The following is a 19,806-nucleotide window of genomic DNA, read 5'->3' as shown; positions in this document are numbered from 1 at the left end:
CGAAGGGCCGCATCCTTGGGGGTGCGGCCCTTCGCCCTCACGACGGCAGCCCTCACGCACAACCACGAGCGCGGGCCACCTTCGACGCCGTCGGCCGGCCGATGGCGTCGCTGATGAACGCCCCCGCCGCGACCAGCCGGTCCAGATCGACCCCGGTCTCGATGCCGAGGCCGTTCAGCATGTAGAGCACGTCCTCGCTCGCCACGTTGCCCGACGCCCCCTTGGCGTAGGGGCAGCCGCCCAACCCCGCCACCGAGCTGTCCACCACCGCCACACCCATCTGCAACGCCGCCAGGATGTTGGCCAACGCCTGCCCGTAGGTGTCGTGGAGATGGACGGCGATCTTGTCCATCGGGACGTGCTGGGCGACCGCCGCGATCATCGTCTGCGTCTTGGTCGGCGTGCCGGTGCCGATGGTGTCGCCGAGCGAGATCTCGTAACAGCCCATGGCGTAGAGGCGCGCCGCGACGTCGGCCACCGCCGAGGGCGCGATCTCGCCCTCGTAAGGGCAGCCGAGCACGCAGGAGACATAGCCGCGCACCGGCACGCCGGCCGCCTTGGCCCGCTCCATCACGGGGGCGAAACGGTCCAGGCTCTCGGCGATGGAGCAGTTGATGTTCTTCTGGCTGAAGCTCTCGGAGGCGGCGCCGAAGACCGCCACCTCGTCGGCCTTGGCGGCCAGGGCGCCCTCCAGCCCCTTCAGGTTCGGGGTCAGCGCGGCGTAGCGCACGCCGGGCTTGCGCGCGATGCCCGCCAGGACATCGGCGCTGTCGCCCATCTGCGGCACCCATTTGGGGGAGACGAAGCTGGCCGCCTCGACGACGCCCAGCCCCGCGTCGGCCAGCTTCTCGACCAGCGCGATCTTCACGGCGGTCGGGACGATGGTCTTCTCGTTCTGGAGGCCGTCGCGCGGACCGACCTCCACCATGCGGACGAATTTGGGCAGGATCATCGGTCAGGCCTCCGCGATGTCGAGAACCAGCAGGTCGACGCCCTCGGACACTTGGTCGCCCGCCGCGAAGTTCACGGCGGAGACGGTCCCGGCCGCCGGGGCCTTGATGGTGTGCTCCATCTTCATGGCCTCCAGCAACATCAAAGGCGCGCCGGCCTCGACCACCTGCCCGGCCTCGACCAGCACGCGCACCACGGTGCCCGGCATCGGCGCGGTCAGACGGCCGGAGCCGCCCTCCTGCTCCGCCGCGCGGGCGCTGGGGTCGTCCAGCTTCAGCCGCGACACGGCGCCGCCGATCAGCACGGTCAGGTCGAGCCCCTGCTGCACCACCGTCGCCCGCACCCGCGCTCCGCCGATGCCGGCGGTCAGCACGCCGTCCTCGAAGGACACGCCGGTCGCCCGGATCGGGGCGCCGCCGTCCACCACGACCTCGTACCCATCGGGGCGGAAATGCAGGGTCACCGCGCGGGCGGTCTCGCCGTCCATCAGGGACAGGTCGTAATGGCTCTCCTCGTTCAGCCGCCAGCCGTTGGCGAACAGCCAGGGCGAATGCGGGTCGGGACGGGCGCGCAACGACTCCCGCGTTTCCTTCCGGCGGCGCAGCAGCACCGACAGGGCGGCGGCGGCCAGCGCCTCGTCGGCGACCGGGGCCGGGGGCGGCAGCAGGTCGGCGCGGTGGCGCTCGATGAAGCCGGTGTCGATCTCCACCGCGCGGAAGGCCGGGTGCCCGGCGATGGCGCCGAGGAAGCCGATGTTGGTGGTGACGCCGACCACCTCGTAGGCCGCCAGCGCGACGCGCAGGCGGCGCAGCGCCGACTCGCGGTCCTCGTCCCAGACGATCAGCTTGGCGATCATCGGGTCGTAGAACATGGTCACCGCATCGCCCTCGCGCACGCCGGTGTCCACCCGGACGTGGTCGTTCTCGGCGGGCGGGCGCAGGCGGACCAGCGTGCCGATGGCCGGCAGGAAGTCGCGCTGGGGATCCTCGGCGTAGAGCCGCGCCTCGAAGGCGTGGCCGCGCCTCGTCAACTGCTCCTGGCGCAGCGGCAGTTCGGCGCCGGAGGCGACGCGGAGCTGCCACTCGACCAGATCGAGGCCGGTGATCTTCTCGGTCACCGGATGCTCGACCTGGAGGCGGGTGTTCATCTCGATGAAGTAGAAGCCGCCGTCCTCGTAGAGGAACTCCACCGTGCCGGCGCCGACGTAGTTCACCGCCTTGGCGGCGGCGACGGCGGCCTCGCCCATGCGGCGGCGGAGATCGTCGGGCAGGTTGGGGGCCGGGGCCTCCTCGATCACCTTCTGGTGGCGGCGCTGGACCGAGCAGTCGCGCTCGAACAGGTAGACGCCGTTGCCGTGGGTGTCGCAGAAGACCTGGATCTCGACGTGGCGCGGGCGGGCGAGATACTTCTCCAGCAGCAGGCTGTCGTCGCCGAAGGCGGCCTTGGCCTCGCGCTGGGCGCCGGCCACCGCGTCGGCCAGCTCGCCGGCCTCGCGCACCACGCGCATGCCCTTGCCGCCGCCGCCGGCCGAGGCCTTGACCAGCACCGGGAAGCCGATGCGTTCCGCCTCGGCCGACAGCGTCGCGAAGTCCTGCGCCTGCCCGTGGTAGCCGGGGACCAGCGGCACGTCGGCGTTGGCCATCAGCCGCTTGGATTCGGCCTTGGAGCCCATGACGCGGATCGCCTCGATGGGCGGGCCGATGAAGACGACGCCCGCCTCGGCGCAGGCCGCCGCGAAGCCGGCGTTCTCCGACAGGAAGCCGTAGCCGGGGTGGATGCCTTGCGCGCCGGTGCGCTTGGCGACGTCGAGGATGACGTCGCCGCGCAGGTAGCTCTCGCCGACCGGGGCCGGGCCGATGCAGACGGCCTCGTCGGCCATCTGGACGTGCATGGCCTTGGTGTCGGCCTCGGAATGGACGGCGACGGTCCTGATGCCCAGGCGGCGGGCGGTGCGGATGACCCGGGAGGCGATTTCGCCGCGGTTGGCGATGAGGATCTTGTCGAACATGGTGATCTCAGCTCCGCCAGGACGGGTTGCGTTTGTCGAGGAAGGCGCCGATGCCCTCCTTGCCCTCGGCGCTCGCGCGCTGGCGGGCGATGCGCTCGGCGGTGTCGCGGACCACGGCGTCGGTCAGGGGACGGCGGGCGACGGCACGGACCAGTTCCTTGGCGGCGGACACGGCGGTCGGGGCGCTGTCGAGCAGGTTCTTCACCGTCGCCGCGACCGCCGCCTCCAGCCCATCCGCACCCACGACCTCGTGCAGCAGGCCGATGCGGTGCGCCTCGGCGGCGGAGAAGCGCTCGCCGGTCAGGAAGTAGCGGCGGCAGGCGCGCTCGCCGATGGCGCCGATCACGTAGGGGCTGATGGCGGCGGGGATGATGCCCAGCCGCACCTCGGACAGCGCGAAGGTCGCGGTCTCGACGCCGATGGCGATGTCGCAGGCCGAGACCAGCCCGACGCCGCCGCCGAAGGCCGGCCCCTGCACCACCGCCACCGTGGGCTTGGGGCATTCGTCGAGCGCGCGCAGCATGCCGGCAAGGCCCATCGCGTCGGTCAGGTTCTCTTCGTGGGAGTAGCCGGCCATCTTCTTCATCCAGCCGAGGTCGGCCCCGGCGGAGAAACTCTTCCCAACGCCGCGCAACAGCACGACACGGACGGCCGGGTCGGCGCCAACCTTGCCAAACGCGGCGGTCAGGTCGGCGATGACCTGTTCGTTGAAGGCGTTGTGAACCTCGCCCCGGTTCATGGTGACGGTGGCGACGCCGTTGGCGGCGGTTTCGATCAGGATCTCGCTCATGGCCGTCCCCTCACATCCGGAACACGCCGAAGGGAGTCTTCGGCACGGGCGCGTTGAGGGAGGCCGACAGGCCGAGGCCCAGCACCATGCGGGTGTCCGCCGGGTCGATGATGCCGTCGTCCCACAGCCGGGCGCTCGCGTAGTAGGGGTGGCCCTGGTGCTCGTACTGCTGGCGGATCGGCGCCTTGAACGCCTCCTCCTCCTCCGCCGGCCAGCTCTTGCCCTGGGATTCCAGCGCGTCGCGCTTGACCTGGGCCAGCACGCCGGCCGCCTGCTCGCCGCCCATCACCGAGATGCGGGCGTTCGGCCACATCCACAGGAAGCGCGGGCTGTAGGCCCGGCCGCACATGCCGTAGTTGCCGGCGCCGTAGCTGCCGCCGATGACGACGGTGAACTTCGGCACCTTGGCGCAGGCGACCGCCGTGACCAGTTTGGCGCCGTCCTTGGCGATGCCGCCGGCCTCGTATTTGCGGCCGACCATGAAGCCGGTGATGTTCTGGAGGAAGACCAGCGGGATGCGGCGCTGGCAGCACAGCTCGATGAAATGCGCGCCCTTCAGCGCGGATTCGCTGAACAGGATGCCGTTGTTGGCGATGATGCCGACCGGGTAGCCGTGGATGTGGGCGAAGCCGGTCACCAGCGTCGTGCCGTAGAGCGGCTTGAACTCGTCGAAGCGCGAGCCGTCCACCACCCGCGCGATGACCTCGCGCACGTCGAAGGGCTTGCGGGCGTCGCTGGGGATGACGCCGTAGAGTTCGCGGGGGTCGAAGGCCGGCTCCTCCGGCTCGCGGAGATCGAGGTCGATGCGCTTGGTGCGGTTCAGGTTCGACACCACCTTGCGCGCCATCGCCAGGGCGTGGGGGTCGTTCATCGCGTAATGGTCGGTGACGCCGGAGGTGCGGGAATGCACGTCGGCGCCGCCCAGATCCTCGGCCGACACGACCTCGCCGGTCGCCGCCTTCACCAGCGGCGGGCCGCCGAGGAAGATGGTGCCCTGGTTGCGGACGATGATCGCCTCGTCCGACATCGCCGGGACATAGGCGCCGCCGGCCGTGCAGCTTCCCATCACCACCGCGATCTGCGGGATGCCCTCGGCGGACATGTTGGCTTGGTTGAAGAAGATCCGGCCGAAATGCTCGCGGTCGGGGAAGACCTCGTCCTGGTTGGGCAGGTTGGCGCCGCCGCTGTCGACCAGATAGATGCAGGGCAGGTTGTTCTGCTGGGCGATCTCCTGCGCGCGCAGGTGCTTCTTGACCGTCAGCGGGTAGTAGGTGCCGCCCTTCACCGTCGCGTCGTTGACGACGATCATGCATTCCTGGCCGGCGACGCTGCCGATGCCGGTGATGATGCCGGCGGCCGGCACGTTGTCGTCGTAGACCTCGTGCGCCGCCATCTGCGACAGCTCCAGGAAGGGGGAGCCGGGGTCGAGCAGTTGCCGGACGCGCTCGCGCGGCAGCAGCTTGCCGCGCGCGAGGTGCTTGTCGCGGGCCTTCGCGCCGCCGCCCTGCTGGATCGCGGCCACCTTCTGGCGCAGGTCGGCGACGAGCGCCGCCATGGCGTCGGCGTTGGTCTGGAACTCGGCGGAGCGCGCGTTGATGGCGCTCTTCAGGACGGTCATGCCGTCACCCTCCCCGTTTTGCGGTGTTTTGACGCGTTTGTTGGGTGATGCTCACTGGACCAGCGCGCGGCTGATGACCAGCCGCTGGATGTCGCTGGTGCCCTCGTAGATCTGGCAGACGCGGACGTCGCGGTAGATGCGCTCCACCGGGAAATCGTTCAGGTAGCCGTAGCCGCCATGGACCTGGATGGCGTCGGAGCAGACCTTCTCGGCCATCTCCGAGGCGAACAGCTTGGCCATCGCCGCCTCCTTCATGCAGGGCACCCCGGCGTCGCGCAGGGAGGCCGCGTGCAGCACGAGCTGGCGGGCGGCCTCGACGCGGGTCGCCATGTCGGCCAGCCGGAAGGCGACCGCTTGGTGCTGGATGATCGGCACGCCCATGCTCTGGCGCTCCTGGGCGTAGCGCACCGCGTGGTCGAGCGCCGCGCGCGCCATGCCGACCGACTGCGAGGCGATGCCGATGCGCCCGCCCTCCAGATTGGCCAGCGCCACCTTGTAGCCGCCGCCCTCGGCGCCCAGCATCAGGTCGCTGGAGATCCGGCAATCCTCGAAGACGATCTGGCAGGTGTCGGAGCAGTGCTGGCCGAGCTTCTCCTCGGTGCGCGCCACCGTGTAGCCGGCGGTGTCGGTCGGCACGATGAAGGCGGTCAGGCCCTTCTTGCCGGCCTCGGGGTCGGTGACGGCGAAGACGATGGCGACGTCGGCGTTGGCGCCCGAGGTTATGAACTGTTTGGTGCCGTTGAGAACCCAGTGGTTGCCGTCGCGGCGGGCGCGCGTCTTGATCGCCGAGGCGTCGGATCCCGCCTGTGGCTCGGTCAGGCAGAAGGCGCCGAGCTGTTCGCCGCGCGCCATCGGTTTCAGGAAACGTTCCTTCTGCTCGGCGTCGCCGAACTTCAGGATGGGCATGCAGCCGACCGAGTTGTGCACGCTCATGATGGTGGAGACGGCGCCGTCGCCGGCCGCGATCTCCTCAATGGCGAGCGCGTAGGCGACGTGGTCGGCGGCGGCGCCGTCGAAGGCTTCCGGCACCAGCATGCCCATCAGGCCGAGGCCGCCCATCTCCGCCAGTTCCGCCTTGGGAAAGGCGCCGGTGCGGTCGCGCTCGGCGGCGGTGGGCGCGAGACGGTCCTGCGCGAAGGCGCGGGCCATGTCGCGGACCATGGTCTGTTCTTCGGTCAGGTGCATGGGGGTTCCTTCCCGTGACGTTCTTTTTGGGGAGCCGTCTTTGCCCCCTCCCCGACCCTCCCCCGCTGCGCGGGAGAGGGGGCCTTGTGCAGAGGCGGCGGCAGTCCCCTCCACCGCCAGAGGCGGGGGAGGGTTAGGGAGGGGGCAAGCGCGCCGTTTCAGCCCACCCGCTCGACCGCGAGGGCCGTGGCCTCGCCGCCGCCGATGCACAAGGATGCCACGCCGCGCTTGAGGTCGTATTTCTCCAGCGCCGCCAGCAGCGTCACGATGATGCGGGCGCCCGAGGCACCGATCGGGTGGCCCAGCGCGCAGGCGCCGCCGTGGACGTTGACCTTGTCGTGGGGGATGTCGAGGTCGCGCATCGCCGCCATGGTGACCACGGCAAAGGCTTCGTTGATCTCGAAAAGATCGACGCTGCCGGCGCTCCAGCCGGTCTTCTCGAACAGGGTGCGCATCGCGCCGACCGGGGCGGTGGTGAACAGCGCCGGGGCCTGGGCGTGGTTGGCGTGGCCCTTGATCTCGGCGATCACCCGCAGGCCGCGCCGTTCGGCCTCGCTGCGCGTCGTCACGATCAGCGCGGCGCCGCCGTCCGAGATTGAGGAGGCGTTGGCCGCCGTCACCGTGCCGTCCTTGGCGAAGGCGGGCTTGAGCGTCGGGATCTTGGCCGGGTCGGCCTTCAGCGGCTGCTCGTCCTTGTCGATCACCGTGTCGCCCTTGCGGCCCTTGACCATCACGGCGGCGATCTCGCCGGCGAAGGAGCCGTTCTCCGTCGCCTTGCGGGCGCGGTTCAGGCTCTCGATGGCGAAGGCGTCCTGCGCCTCGCGCGAGAAGCTGTAGCTCGACGCGCATTCCTCGGCGAAGGTGCCCATCAGGCGGCCCTTCTCGTAGGCGTCCTCCAGCCCGTCGAAGAACATGTGGTCGAGCACCTTGCCGTGCCCCATGCGGTAGCCGACGCGCGCGCGGTCCAGCAGATAGGGGGCGTTCGACATGCTCTCCATGCCGCCGGCGACGATCACCTTGGCCGAGCCGGCCTTGATGACGTCATGGGCGAACATCACCGCCCGCATGCCCGAGCCGCAGACCTTGGAAATGGTCGTGCAGCCCGCCGCCTTGGGGATGCCGGCGCCGAGCGAGGCTTGGCGCGCCGGAGCTTGGCCGACGCCGGCCGACAGCACGCAGCCCATGAACACCTCGTCCACCGCGTCCGCCGGCAGGCCCGAGCGCTCTAGCGCCGCCTTGATGGCGGCCGATCCGAGCTGCGGGCCGGTCAGCCCTTGCAGGTCGCCCTGGAAGCCGCCCATCGGCGTGCGGGCGGCGGCGGCGATGACGATGCTGTCGGTGCTCATGGTGGTCGGTTCCTCTTCCCTCGATGCTCTTGTCTTGGCCCTCTCCCCCCCGGGGAGAGGGTTGGGTGAGGGGGTTTCGTCTGCCGGACGCCGGTCGCTGTGCTTCCCCCTCACCTTAACCCTCTCCCCGGGAGGGAGAGGGAAATGAAAAGCGAAGGGACGGTCTCAGATCACGCGGTTTCCTTGAACAGCTCGCGCCCGATCAGCATGCGGCGGATCTCGCTGGTGCCGGCGCCGATCTCGTAGAGCTTGGCGTCGCGCAGCAGGCGGCCCGTCGGGTATTCGTTGATGTAGCCGTTGCCGCCCAGCGTCTGGATCGCCTCCAAAGCCATCCAGGTCGCCTTCTCGGCGGAGAAGAGGATGGCGGCGGCGGCGTCCTTGCGGGTGGTCTCGCCCCGGTCGCAGGCCTTGGCGACGGTGTACACGTAGGATTTGGCGGCGTTCATGATCGTGTACATGTCGGCCAGCTTGCCCTGCATCAACTGGAACTCGCCGATCGGCTGGCCGAACTGCTTGCGGTCGTGCAGATAGGGAATCACGATGTCCATGCAAGCCTGCATGATGCCCAGCGGCCCGCCCGACAGCACCGCGCGCTCGTAGTCCAGACCGGACATCAACACGTTGACGCCACGGCCGACGCCGCCCAGCACGTTCTCCTCCGGGACCTCGCAGTCCTCGAACACCAGCTCGCCGGTGTTGGAGCCGCGCATGCCGAGCTTGTCGAGCTTCTGCGCCACCGAGAAGCCCTTGAAGCCCTTCTCCACCAGGAAGGCGGTGATGCCGCGCGGCCCGGCGGCGATGTCGGTCTTGGCGTAGATCACCAGCGTGTCGGCGTCGGGGCCGTTGGTGATCCACATCTTGGTGCCGTTGAGGACGTAGCGGTCACCCTTCTTCTCGGCGCGCAGCTTCATCGACACCACGTCCGAGCCGGCGTTGGGCTCCGACATCGCCAGGGCGCCGATGTGCTCGCCGGAGATCAGCTTGGGCAGGTAGCGGCGCTTCTGCTCCTCGGTGCCGTTCTTGCGGATCTGGTTCACGCAGAGGTTCGAGTGCGCGCCGTAGCTGAGCCCCACCGAGGCGGACGCGCGGGAGACCTCCTCCATCGCGACGACGTGCTCAAGGTAGCCCATGGCGGCGCCGCCGTACTCCTCCTCCACCGTCACGCCGAGGATGCCGAGGTCGCCCATCTTGCGCCAGAGGTGGTTGGGGAACTCGTTGGAGCGGTCGACCTCCTCGGCCAGCGGGGCGATCTCGGCGGCGGCGAAGTTGCGGACCGAATCGCGCAGCATGTCGGCGGATTCGCCGAGGTCGAAGTTCAGGCTCGGGTATTGATTGGACAGCATGCGCGTATCACTCCCCTGGGCGATTATCCGTTGCTTGACCATACGTTACCGTATGGGGGCGGCTGTGGCAAGGGGCGGCGGGTTTGCGTCCGCCGCATTCCTGACCCCAATTCCCGGCCCCTGCCGAATCACGGGCGGTCGAACGCGGCGGACGCCGTTCAAACGCCGTTGTGATTCATTAAACCCTTGTGTCGTCGATTACTTTTCCGTCGTTCGGAAGCCCGCCGGGGGGGACGAACTCGACCAGCCCCTTCAGCTTGGTCACGGTGGACAGGCTGTCGCGCAACGCGGCGGACAGGGCCTCGCCGCTCTCCAACGCCTCGCAACGCAGGGTCATCACGTCGCTGGCGTCCTGGCGGCCGACCACAAGGCGCGCCTTGGCGATCTGCGGGTGGCGGCGCAGCACCTCGGCGATCTGGCCGGGGTGGACGAACATGCCCTTGACCTTGGTGGTCTGGTCGGCGCGGCCCATCCAGCCTTTCAGCCGCCTGTTGGTGCGGCCGCAGGGGCTGGTCCCCGGCAGCACCGCCGAAAGGTCGCCGGTGGCGAAGCGGATCAGCGGGTAGGCCGGGTTGAAGATGGTGACGACGACCTCGCCGACCTCGCCCTCGGGAACCGGGTCGCCGGTGCCGGGGCGGACGATCTCGATGATGGCGTTCTCGTCCACCACCAGACCGGCGCGGGCCTGGGTCTCGTAGGCGACGATGCCGAGATCGGCGGTGCCGTAGCACTGGTAGACGTCCACCCCGCGCGCCTCGTAAAAGGCGCGGGCGTCGGGCAGGTAGGGGCCGCCCGACACGCTGGCGATGCGGATCGAGGAAGTGTCCAGCCCCAGCGCGTCGCCCTTCTCCAGGATGATCTTGAGGAAATCGGGGGTGCCGATGTAGCCGCGCGGCTTCAGATGGGCGACGACCTGGGCCTGCGTCTCGGTGTTGCCGGTGCCGGCGGGGATGACGGCGCAGCCGATGGCGTGGGCGCCCGTCTCGAACATCGAGCCGGCGGGGGTCAGGTGGTAGGCGAAGCAGTTGTGCGCCAGATCGCCGGCGCGGAAGCCGGCGGCGAACAGCGCGCGGGCGCTGCGCCAGGGATCCTTGCCGTGCGGCTCCGGGTCGTGGATCGGGCCGGGCGAGGCGAAGACGCGGGCCAGACGGCCGATCTCCACCGCCGCCAAGCCGCCGAAGGGCGGGGCTGCCTGTTGCAGGGCGATCAGTTCCGATTTGCGGGTCACCGGCAGGGTCGCTAGCGCCGCGCGGTCGCGGATCGCCTCGGCGTCAATGTCCGCGAACAGATGGCGGAAATGCGGGGCGGCGGCCTTGGCGTGCGCGATGTGGCCCGGCAACGCCGCGAACAGCTCGGTCTCGCGCTGGTCGGAGGAACGGGTTTCGAGCGCGTCGTAGAAGTCGGTCATGGTCGTTCGTCCGTTAAGGGGTCGCCCGCGCTGCCCCCTCCCCGACCCTCCCCCGCTTCGCGGGAGAGGGGGACAGGAGCTTTGCAAAAATCCGGCGGCAGTCCCCTCTCCCGCCGAAGGCGGGGGAGGGTTAGGGAGGGGGCGGCGCGCCCCGCCTCAAATCCAGCGCTTGCGCCGCTTGAAGCTCTTGAGGTTCTTGAAGCTCTTGCGCTCCTCGTTGCCGCCGCCGAGGTAGAATTCCTTCACGTCCTCGTTGTTGCGCAGTTCCTCGGCGGTGCCGTCGAGCACGACCTTGCCGTTCTCCATGATGTAACCGCGCGTCGCGGCCTGGAGCGCCATGCGGGCGTTCTGCTCCACCAGCAGGATGGTCACGCCGAGATCCCGGTTGATCTGCTGGATGATGCCGAACACCTCCTTCACCATCAGCGGCGACAGGCCCATGCTCGGCTCGTCCATCAGGATCAGCTTGGGCCGCGCCATCATCGCGCGGCCGATGGCGAGCATCTGCTGCTCGCCGCCCGACAGGTAGCCGGCAAGGCCCGTGCGTTCCTTCAGGCGGGGGAAATACTGGTAGACCATCTCCAGATCGTCCTTCACGCCGTTGTCGCGGCGGGTGAAGGCGCCCAGGCGCAGGTTTTCCTGGCAGGTCATGTCGGAGATGATGCGCCGGCCCTCCATCACCTGGAAGATGCCCTTGCGGACGATCTTGTCGGGGTCGATGCCGTTGATGCGCTCGCCGGCAAAGGTGATGTCGCCGCGCGTGACCTCGCCGTCCTCGGTCTTCAGCAGGCCGGAGATCGCCTTCAGCGTCGTCGACTTGCCGGCGCCGTTGGCGCCCAGCAGGGCCACGATCTCGCCCTCCGGCACCTCCAGGCTGAGGCCGCGAAGCACGAGGATCACGTCGTTGTAGACGACCTCGATGTTGTTGACCGACAGCATCAGCTTCTTGGCGGTCGTGACCGGCGGCGCGACCGGGGCGGCGGTGGCGGTGTTCAGCATGCGGCACCTGGCAGTGAAAAACCGGCAGTGGAAGAGGCGGGAACCGCCCCCTCCGCCCGGATGGGCGAAGGGGGCGTCTCGGTGGAGCGGCTTACCAGCCGAGCCATTCCGGCTTGCGCGGCACGTCCTCGGTGGCGACCTTCTCCAGCTTGATCGAGCCGTTCTTCACCAACTCGTCGACGCTGGCGCCGGTGTCGGCCTTGACCGAGGCGCGGTAGATGTTGACCGCCGTCATGCCGCGGTGGTCGTTTTCGGTCCAGGTCGAGGGGATGCAGACGCCTTCCAGCCCGGCCGGAACCCAGTCCTTCTTCTGGTACATCGCCTTGCGGATGTTCGGGCCGGTCAGGCCGCCGTTCTTGCCGGCCCAGTCCAACGCCTCCTTCATGTAATAGGCGGTGCAGACGCCGGCCATGTAGTGCACCGGGCGGTAGGCGGTGCCGGCCGCGTCGGAGACCTTGGAGATCTCCTTCATCAGCGCCATGCCGGGCGCGTCGCCGGTCCAGGTCACGGCGGTGCGCATCGGGAACACGACACCGTCGGCGGCGGCGCCGGCGGCCTTGGCGGCGTTCTCGTCCATGCCCCAGACGTTGCCCATGAACTGCACCTTGGCGCCGACCGTCTGGCAGGCCTTCAGCACCGAGATGCCCGAGCCGGCGGTGTTGCCGAGATAGGCGTAGTTGGCGCCGGCCTCCTTCAGCGTCAGGCACTGGGCGGTGTAGTCACCGGGCGTCAGCGCGAACTGGACCGCCGGCAGCACGTCGAAGCCTAGCTCCTTGGCGATCTGCTCGCCGGCTTCCTTGGGCGCGTTCGGGAAGGGATGGTTGGCGCCCATGTGAACGTATTTCGGCTTGCCCGCCCCGCCCTTCTTCTTCCAGTCCTCGGCCGCCCAGGTCAGCATGCCGCGCAGCGCGTCGGAATAGGACGGGCCGTAGAAGAAGTTGTAGGGGGCCGGCTTGGAGCCGTGCGGGCCCTTGCCGGTCGGGTCGGTGAGGTGGCCGGAGTAGGAGCCGGAATAGGCCGGGATCTCGTCCTTGCCGACGAAGGCGGTCAGCGCCTCGGTGTCGGCGGTGCCCCAGCCCTGGAGGGCGACGATCTTGTCGCTGCCCGACGACCACTTCTTGTACTGGCTGATGGCGCGCGGCGCCTGATAGCCATAGTCGACGGAGTCCACGGCCATCTTGGTGCCGTTGATGCCGCCCTTGGAATTGATGTAGGCGAGCGCGTCGGAGACGCCCTGCGCGTAGGGAACGCCGACGTCCGAGGTGCCGCCGGACTGGTCGGCGAGGTGGCCGATCGGAATGTCGGCCTGCGCGGTGGCGGCGGTGCCCAGCAGGATGGCGGCGGAGGCGAACAGCGCGGTCTTCAGCGAGCCGGTTTGGAACGTCATGCTGCGTTTACTCCCTATTCTATTCTGTTTGTTGGGATGCCGACGGAAACGGGGTCTGCGAAACCGGGATCAGTGCGAGAAGGGGTAGAGCTTCCAGTAGGCCTTGATCTGCTTCCAGCGGTGGGCCAGCCCGTCGGGCTCGAACACCAGGAACAGGATGATGACGATGCCGACCGACATCTCGCGCAGGAAGGCGATGTTCTCGCGGAGGTTCAGCGCGGTGTCGATGGCGGTGCCGCTGACCATCTTGGTGAGCGCCTGCATCAGCTCGGGCAGGAACACCATGAAGGCGGTGCCCATCAGCGTGCCCATGATCGAGCCCAGCCCGCCGATGATGATCATGCCCAGGAACTGGATCGAGAACAGGATGGTGAAGTTCTCGACCGAGACGAACTGCAAATAGTGGGCGTAGAGCGCGCCACCGATGCCGGCGTAGAAGGCCGAGATGCCGAAGGACATCGTCCGGTACTTGGTGAGGTTGATGCCCATGATCTCGGCGGAGAGATAATGGTCGCGCACCGCCACCAATGCGCGGCCGTCGCGGGTCCGCATCAGGTTGGTGCCGAGGATGTACATCACCACCATCGCCACCAGCACGACATAGAAATAGCGCTCGTCGGTGTCGAAGGCGAAGCCGAAGACGGTCAGCGGCTCGGCGATGGTGCCGGCGCTGCCGCCGGTGAACCAGTCGGCCCGCCCGAAGAAGTCCTGCAGGATGTACTGCGCAGCCAGCGTCGCGATGGCGAGGTACAGCCCCTTCAGCCGCGCCGCCGGCACGCCGAAGATCAGCCCGACGCCGGTGGTCAGCACGCCGGCCAGCGGGATGGCCAGCGCCACCGGGACGCCCCAGCGGTTGTTGAGCCAGGCCGACGCGAAGGCGCCGAAGCCGAAGAAGGCGGAATGGCCGATGGAGATCTGGCCGGTGAAGCCGACCAGGATGTTCAGCCCCAGCGCCGCGATGCCGAGATAGCCGATCTGGATCAGCAGGCTGAGCCAGTAGCGGTCCATGAAGGCCGGGCAGGCCAGCAGCAGAACCACGCCGAGGATCGCGAAGTTGCGGCTGGTGGTGGTCGGGAAGATGGTGGTGTCGGTCCCGTAGGACGTCTTGAAATCGCCGCTCGGGATGATGCTGACGTTCGCCATTTTGGCCTCACACGCGCTCGATGTCTTTGGTGCCGAACAGGCCGTACGGCTTGACCATCAGGATGGCGATCAGGACGTAGAAGGGGGCGATCTCGTACATGTTGCCCCAGTTCAGCCACTGGCTGTCCAGGTAGTGCGCCACGTTCTCCAGCACGCCGACGATCAGGCCGCCGACGACCGCGCCGATGACGCTGTCGAGCCCGCCGAGGATCACCGCCGGGAAGACCTTGATGCCGAAGAAGGACAGCGCCGAGGACACGCCGTTGACGACGCCGACCGTGACGCCCGCCACCGCCGAGACCATGGCGGAGATGGCCCAGCTCATCGCGAACATCTGGCGCACCGAGATGCCGAGCGACTGCGCCACCTGCTGGTCGAAGGCGGTCGCCCGCATCGCCAAACCCAGCCGCGAGTATTTGAAGAACCAGCCGAAGCCGGCCATGATCAGGATCGAGATGCCGAGCGAGACGACGTAGACCGTCTGCACCTGGAGCCCGAAGACGTCCATGGTGGCGTGGGCGAAGATCGGCGGGAAGGGCTTGGCGAAGACGCCGAACATCCACTTCATCGCCGCCTGGAAGACGATGGACAGGCCGATGGTCACCATGATGACCGAGATGATCGGCTCGCCGATCATCGGCCGCAGCACGACGACCTGGAGCACGACGCCGAAGATCAGCATGAAGACGAGCGTGATCGGGAAGCCCAGCCAGAAGGGAAGCTGCCAGGAGGTCAGCAGCCACCAGCAGGTCCAGGCGCCGATCAGCAGGAACTCGCCCTGGGCGAAGTTGACGATGCGGCTGGCCTTGTAGATCAGCACGAACGACATGGCGACCACGCCGTACAGCGCGCCGACGATCAGGCCGTTGACGAGAAGCTGGAAGAAAAGGGTCATGAAAGTGTCCCCTTACGCCGCGACCGGCTGCGGCGTCTTCGCCTTGACCGGCACGAGGTCGATGACGGTCAGCGTGGTTCGGATGCGCTGCTTGGTGCCGTCCTGGAAGGAAATCATCGTGTCGACGTCGATCTTGGGCTGGCCCGCGTACATCGCCTCGATGATCGTCCCGTATTTCTCGCCGATGACGCTGCGGCGCACCTTGCGGGTGCGGGTCAGCTCGCCGTCGTCGGCGTCCAGCTCCTTGTAGAGCAGCAGGAACTTGGCGATGCGCTGGGCTTCGGGCAGCGTGGCGTTCACCCGCTCGACCTCGCTGCGCAGCAGCTCGTAGACCTCGGGGCGCGAGGACAGGTCGGCGTAGGTGGTGAAGGCGATCCGGTTCTTCTCCGCCCATTTGGACAGGATCGACAGCCGGATGCAGATCATCGCCGACAGGTGGTCGCGCTTGTCGCCCAGGATCACCGCCTCGGCCACATACGGGCTGAACTTCAGCTTGTTCTCGATGTATTGCGGGCTGAAGCGGTCGCCCTTCGCGGTGGTGGCGATGTCCTTGATGCGGTCGATGATGACCAGATGGCCCTTCGTGTTGAAGTAGCCGGCGTCGCCCGTGTGCATCCAGCCGTCGCGGACGTCGGCGACGGTCGCGTTCTCGTTCCGGTAATAGCCGGCGAACATGTTGGGGTGGGTGGTGACGATCTCGCCGACGCCGTTGTGGTCGGGGTCGATCACCTTCACCTGCACGCCCGCGTCGAAGGGCAGGCCCACCGTGTCGAAATCCACGTCGTCCGCGCGGTGGACGGTGTAGGCGCCCATCGTCTCGGTCTGGCCGTAGATCTGGCGCAGCGGCACGCCCAGCGCCTGGAAGAACTTGAAGGTGTCCGGCCCCAGCGCGGCGCCGCCGGTGGCGGCCGATTTCAGGTTGGTGAAGCCCAGCCGGTCGCGCAGCGCCTTGAAGAGAATGTGGTCGGCGATGGCCGAACGCTCCCCCTTGGCCAGCGCCTCAAGCCCCAGCTTCATGCCCAGCTCGAACATCTTCTGCTTGAAGGGCGAGGCGTCCATCATGCGGGCGCGCACGTCGGCGGCGATGGCCTCCCACAGGCGCGGCGCGAACAGCACGAAGCTCGGCCCGATCTCGCGGAAGTCGTGCATCATCGTCTCGGCTTCCTCGACGAAGTTCACGCGCATCCGCGACACCATGCCCATGCCGACCGCGTAGACCTGCTCCATGATCCAGGACATCGGCAGGACCGAGACGTACTCGTCCTCCGGCCCCTTGGGATCGACCGACAGGTAGCTGGCGACGTGGCGGATCAGGTTGCCCGCCGGCAGCATCGCCATCTTCGGGTTCGAGGTGGTGCCCGAGGTGGTGCAGAGGATCGCCACCTCGTCGCCCCTGGTGGCGGCGACCATGCGCTCGTAGAGGTCGGGCTGCTGCGCGTGCAGCGCCTCGCCCATGGCCACCAGCTCGGTCGCCGGCAGCAGGCGCGGGTCGGTGTACTTGCGCATGCCGCGCGGGTCGGAATAGACGATGTGTTTCAGCGTCGGCAGGCGCTCGGCGAGGTTCAGCAGCTTGTCGACCTGCTCCTCGTCCTCGGCGAAGACCACCTTCACGTCGGCGTAGGTGATGAGGTAGGCGACCTCCTCGTCCAGCGCGTCGCGGTAGATGCCCAGGCTGTAGCCGCGCAGCGCGTGGGTCGCGACCTCGCCCATCACCCAGTCGGGCCGGTTGTCGCCCAGCAGGCCGACCACCTCGCCCGGCACCACGCCCAGCTTGGTCATGCCCAGCGCGAAGGCGCGGATGCGGGCGTGGACCTGGGACCAGGTGAAGGTGCGCCAGATGCCGAAATCCTTCTCGCGCATGGCGATCTCGTCGCCATGCTCGCGGGCGTGCAGGGTGACCAGCTTCGCCAGCGTGTCGTTCACGGCGAGATCGGGCAGGTTCATGCTCGATCCCACGGCCTTGTTCCCGGCCATCACGCGACCTCCTTCCGAACGGCGGTCGCGGGCGCCGCTTCGTCCTCGTCGTCCTCGCCCAGATAGGCGCGGCGGACGCGCGGGTTGGCGAGCACCTCCTCGGGCATGCCCTCGGCGATCTTCTTGCCGAACTCCAGCACCATCACCCGGTGCGAGATGTCCATGACCACGCCCATGTCGTGCTCGATCATGACCACGGTCATGCCGAACTCCTCGTTGAGGTCGACGATGTAGCGGGCCATGTCCTCCTTCTCTTCGAGGTTCATGCCGGCCATCGGCTCGTCGAGCAGGATCAGGTCGGGCTTCAGCGCGATGGCGCGGGCCAGCTCGACCCGCTTGCGCAGGCCGTAGGACAGAGTCCCGGCGGTGGCCTTGCGGACGTGCTGGATTTCGAGGAAGTCGATGATCTCCTCGACCTCGCGGCGGTGGGCCAGCTCTTCCTTGCGGGCACCGGTCAGCCAGTAGAGCGAGCCGGTGAGGAAGTTGTTCTTCAGCAGGTGGTGGCGGCCGACCATGATGTTGTCGAGCACGGTCATGTGCCCGAACAGCGCCAGATTCTGGAAGGTGCGGCCGATGCCCAGCGAGGCGCGGTGGTTCGGGGTCATCCCCGTCACGTCGCGGCCCTTGAAATAGACCTTGCCGTCGGTCGGCTTGTAGCGGCCGGAGATGCAGTTGACCATCGAGGTCTTGCCCGCACCGTTCGGTCCGATGATGGAGAACAACTCACCCTTGCGGATGCCGAAGCTGACGTCGGTCAGAGCCTGCACGCCGCCGAAGCGCAGATTCACGCCCCTGGCCTCGAAGATGGTCTCCGCCGTGGAAGACGCGTTCTTGCTGGCGGGGGCCGATGATGCGTGGCCACGGTGCGATGCGACGGGCGCGCCGGACATTTCCTCCTCCGTTGCTGTTGGTTCGGCTTCTCGAACGCCTGCGCCGGCTCTTGCTTGGCCGGTTGGGTCCATATTGTGGACCTCTCTTGGGGCAACATGGGCATCATATACCGTGATCCGTTCTGTTATCAACACTGACATTCCGCCAGCGCATGTTTTTTCTGGCTCCGTCGGGCCGATCAGTCCATATTGTGGACCATCATGACGATCGACACCGACACGCCCACCCCCGCCGCCGCCGGCGGCACGCAAAGTCTGGAGCGCGCCATCGCCCTGCTGCGCGCGGTCGCCGCCTCCGACCCCGAGGGCGCGCGGCTGGCCGACCTGATGGCCGGGGCGGGGCTGTCCAAGGCCACCACCCACCGGTTGCTGACGGCACTCGCCCGCGAGGGGCTGATCGAGCAGGATGCGGGCAGCCGGCGCTACCACCCCGGCCCCGACCTCGACGCGCTGGGGCAGTTGGCCGCCGCCCGCCACCGCCCGCCGCTACCGCCCGCCCCGGCTCCGCCCGCCGTCCCGCAGCCGCCCGAGGCGGTGGCCCGCCCCTCGGCCTTTCTGCGGCCGGAATACCGGGGCGACGCCATCGCGCTGGCGACCCTGTTGTGCGACCGCCACGTCCGCGCCGCCGACGGGGCGCGCGCCGCGCTGCTGCACGAGAGCGTGGCGGGCCAGACGACAGAGCTGAGCTTCGCCCGGCTCGCCCGCGATTCGGCGCGCTTCGCCACGGTGCTGGCCGGCATGGGGGTGGGGCCGGGCGACCGGGTCGCCGTGCTGCTGCCCAAGGGGTCGGAGCTGCTGATCGCGGCGCTGGCGATCTGGCGGCTGGGCGGGGTCTACATGCCGCTGTTCACCACCTACACCGCCTCGGCGGTCGCCTACCGGCTGGCCGACAGCCATGCTGCGGCCATCGTCACCAACGGCTTCCTGCGCCGCAAGATCCCGCGCGACAACGCCCGGCCCGTGGTGACGGTGGAGGGCGACGAGGCCTTCGGCCCCGAGGTGACGCCCTTCTGGTCGTCGCTGCACGCCGCCGAGCCCCGGAGCGAGGTCGCCCGCTACCGGGAAAGCGACGCCTTTGCCCTGATCTACACCTCGGAATCGGAGCCGACGCCGCTCGGCGTGCCGATGCCGGTCAAGGCGCTGTCGGGGATCGAGCAGTACATGCGCATCGGCCTCGATCTGCGCGACGACGACATCTACTGGAACATGGCCGATCCCGGCTGGGCCTACGGGGTCTATTATGGGCTGGTCGGGCCGCTGCTGCTGGGGCGGACGACGATCTTCTGCGACGGCCCCTACGACGTGCGGCAGGGCTACCGGATGCTGACCAAATACGGTGTCACCAACCTGACCGCCGCCCCGTCGCAGATCCGCGCGTGGCACGGCGCCGATCCGGCGGGCGAGCACCAGTTCGCGCTGCGCATCCTGTCGGTGGTGGGGGAGCCGCTGCCGGCCGACCTGATCGCCTGGGCCAACCGCACGGTGAAGGTGCCGCTGCTCGACCAGTACGGCCAGCGCGAGACCGGCATCTTCATCGTCAACCGCTACGACCCCGACGGCGGCGACCGGCCGGGCGACGGCTCGCTCGGGCGGCCGATGCCGGGCTTCCGCGTGGTGGTGCTGGACAACGGCGGCGCCGAGGCGCCGGTCGGCGGGGCCGGCGAGATCGCCATCGACGTGGAGAACTCGCCGCTCTTCTGGTTCGAGGCCTACGCCAACGATCCCGACCGCACCGCCCGGCGCTTCCGCCACGGGCGGCGCTACTACCTGACGGGCGACTGGGCCTTCCTGGACGGGGACGGCAGCATCCATTACCGGGGGCGGGCGTCCGACGCGATCCCGATGCAGGAAGGCGAATGACGGGGCGGC

At 68.6% G+C, this 19,806-nt stretch carries 15 protein-coding genes; 1 reads left to right on the top strand and 14 read right to left on the bottom strand.

What is annotated here, in order from left to right:
- Positions 1-52 precede the first annotated feature (52 nt).
- The 14 genes from EJ913_RS26425 to EJ913_RS26360 all read right to left on the bottom strand — a co-directional run bounded on the left by EJ913_RS26425 (position 53) and on the right by EJ913_RS26360 (position 17,937).
- Entirely contained in the window at positions 53-952 is a 900-nt protein-coding gene (locus EJ913_RS26425) for a hydroxymethylglutaryl-CoA lyase (protein WP_127003583.1), read from the bottom strand.
- Between the two features lie 3 nt (positions 953-955).
- Positions 956-2,959: an acetyl-CoA carboxylase biotin carboxylase subunit gene (locus EJ913_RS26420; RefSeq protein WP_127003581.1), complete on the bottom strand. Its 2,004-nt coding sequence runs from the start codon at positions 2,957-2,959 to the stop codon at positions 956-958.
- Positions 2,960-2,966: 7 nt separating this feature from the next.
- Complete coding sequence (locus EJ913_RS26415; RefSeq protein WP_127003579.1) at positions 2,967-3,749, bottom strand: enoyl-CoA hydratase/isomerase family protein; 783 nt, start codon at positions 3,747-3,749, stop codon at positions 2,967-2,969.
- 10 nt (positions 3,750-3,759) lie between these two features.
- On the bottom strand, positions 3,760-5,367 hold the full coding sequence (locus EJ913_RS26410) for a carboxyl transferase domain-containing protein (RefSeq protein WP_127003577.1): 1,608 nt from the start codon (positions 5,365-5,367) through the stop codon (positions 3,760-3,762).
- A 51-nt stretch (positions 5,368-5,418) separates the two neighbouring features.
- On the bottom strand, positions 5,419-6,552 hold the full coding sequence (locus tag EJ913_RS26405; protein WP_127003575.1) for an acyl-CoA dehydrogenase family protein: 1,134 nt from the start codon (positions 6,550-6,552) through the stop codon (positions 5,419-5,421).
- Between the two features lie 158 nt (positions 6,553-6,710).
- Positions 6,711-7,898 (bottom strand): acetyl-CoA C-acyltransferase, encoded by a 1,188-nt coding sequence (locus EJ913_RS26400; RefSeq protein WP_127003573.1) that lies wholly within the window; start codon positions 7,896-7,898, stop codon positions 6,711-6,713.
- Between the two features lie 170 nt (positions 7,899-8,068).
- The gene (locus EJ913_RS26395) at positions 8,069-9,241 is read right to left on the bottom strand and encodes an isovaleryl-CoA dehydrogenase (protein WP_127003572.1); all 1,173 of its coding nucleotides are present in this window, start codon (positions 9,239-9,241) and stop codon (positions 8,069-8,071) included.
- A 178-nt stretch (positions 9,242-9,419) separates the two neighbouring features.
- Positions 9,420-10,649, bottom strand: a complete 1,230-nt coding sequence (locus EJ913_RS26390) for a phenylacetate--CoA ligase family protein (RefSeq protein WP_127003570.1) — start codon at positions 10,647-10,649, stop codon at positions 9,420-9,422.
- A 156-nt stretch (positions 10,650-10,805) separates the two neighbouring features.
- Positions 10,806-11,648, bottom strand: a complete 843-nt coding sequence (locus EJ913_RS26385) for an ABC transporter ATP-binding protein (protein ID WP_127003568.1) — start codon at positions 11,646-11,648, stop codon at positions 10,806-10,808.
- Positions 11,649-11,739: 91 nt separating this feature from the next.
- Positions 11,740-13,035 carry an ABC transporter substrate-binding protein gene (locus tag EJ913_RS26380; RefSeq protein ID WP_127003566.1) on the bottom strand — a complete coding sequence of 432 codons (1,296 nt, stop codon included), beginning with the start codon at positions 13,033-13,035 and terminating at the stop codon, positions 11,740-11,742.
- Between the two features lie 69 nt (positions 13,036-13,104).
- The gene (locus EJ913_RS26375) at positions 13,105-14,178 is read right to left on the bottom strand and encodes a branched-chain amino acid ABC transporter permease (protein WP_127003564.1); all 1,074 of its coding nucleotides are present in this window, start codon (positions 14,176-14,178) and stop codon (positions 13,105-13,107) included.
- Positions 14,179-14,185: 7 nt separating this feature from the next.
- Entirely contained in the window at positions 14,186-15,073 is an 888-nt protein-coding gene (locus EJ913_RS26370; RefSeq protein ID WP_127003562.1) for a branched-chain amino acid ABC transporter permease, read from the bottom strand.
- A gap of 12 nt (positions 15,074-15,085) precedes the next feature.
- Positions 15,086-17,047 carry a long-chain fatty acid--CoA ligase gene (locus tag EJ913_RS26365; protein WP_238521384.1) on the bottom strand — a complete coding sequence of 654 codons (1,962 nt, stop codon included), beginning with the start codon at positions 17,045-17,047 and terminating at the stop codon, positions 15,086-15,088.
- Entirely contained in the window at positions 17,047-17,937 is an 891-nt protein-coding gene (locus EJ913_RS26360; protein ID WP_211099044.1) for an ABC transporter ATP-binding protein, read from the bottom strand. Before EJ913_RS26360 ends, EJ913_RS26365 begins: the two co-directional genes overlap by 1 nt.
- A gap of 201 nt (positions 17,938-18,138) precedes the next feature.
- Between EJ913_RS26360 and EJ913_RS26355 the strand changes: the two genes are divergently transcribed.
- On the top strand, positions 18,139-19,797 hold the full coding sequence (locus EJ913_RS26355) for an AMP-binding protein (protein ID WP_127003560.1): 1,659 nt from the start codon (positions 18,139-18,141) through the stop codon (positions 19,795-19,797).
- The last annotated feature ends 9 nt before the right edge of the window (positions 19,798-19,806 follow it).

Source organism: Azospirillum doebereinerae, from assembly GCF_003989665.1.
GTDB classification, from domain to species: Bacteria; Pseudomonadota; Alphaproteobacteria; order Azospirillales; family Azospirillaceae; genus Azospirillum; species Azospirillum doebereinerae.
Note: the sequence above shows the minus strand (reverse complement) of the source record. Positions and strands in the feature narration are given on the sequence as shown.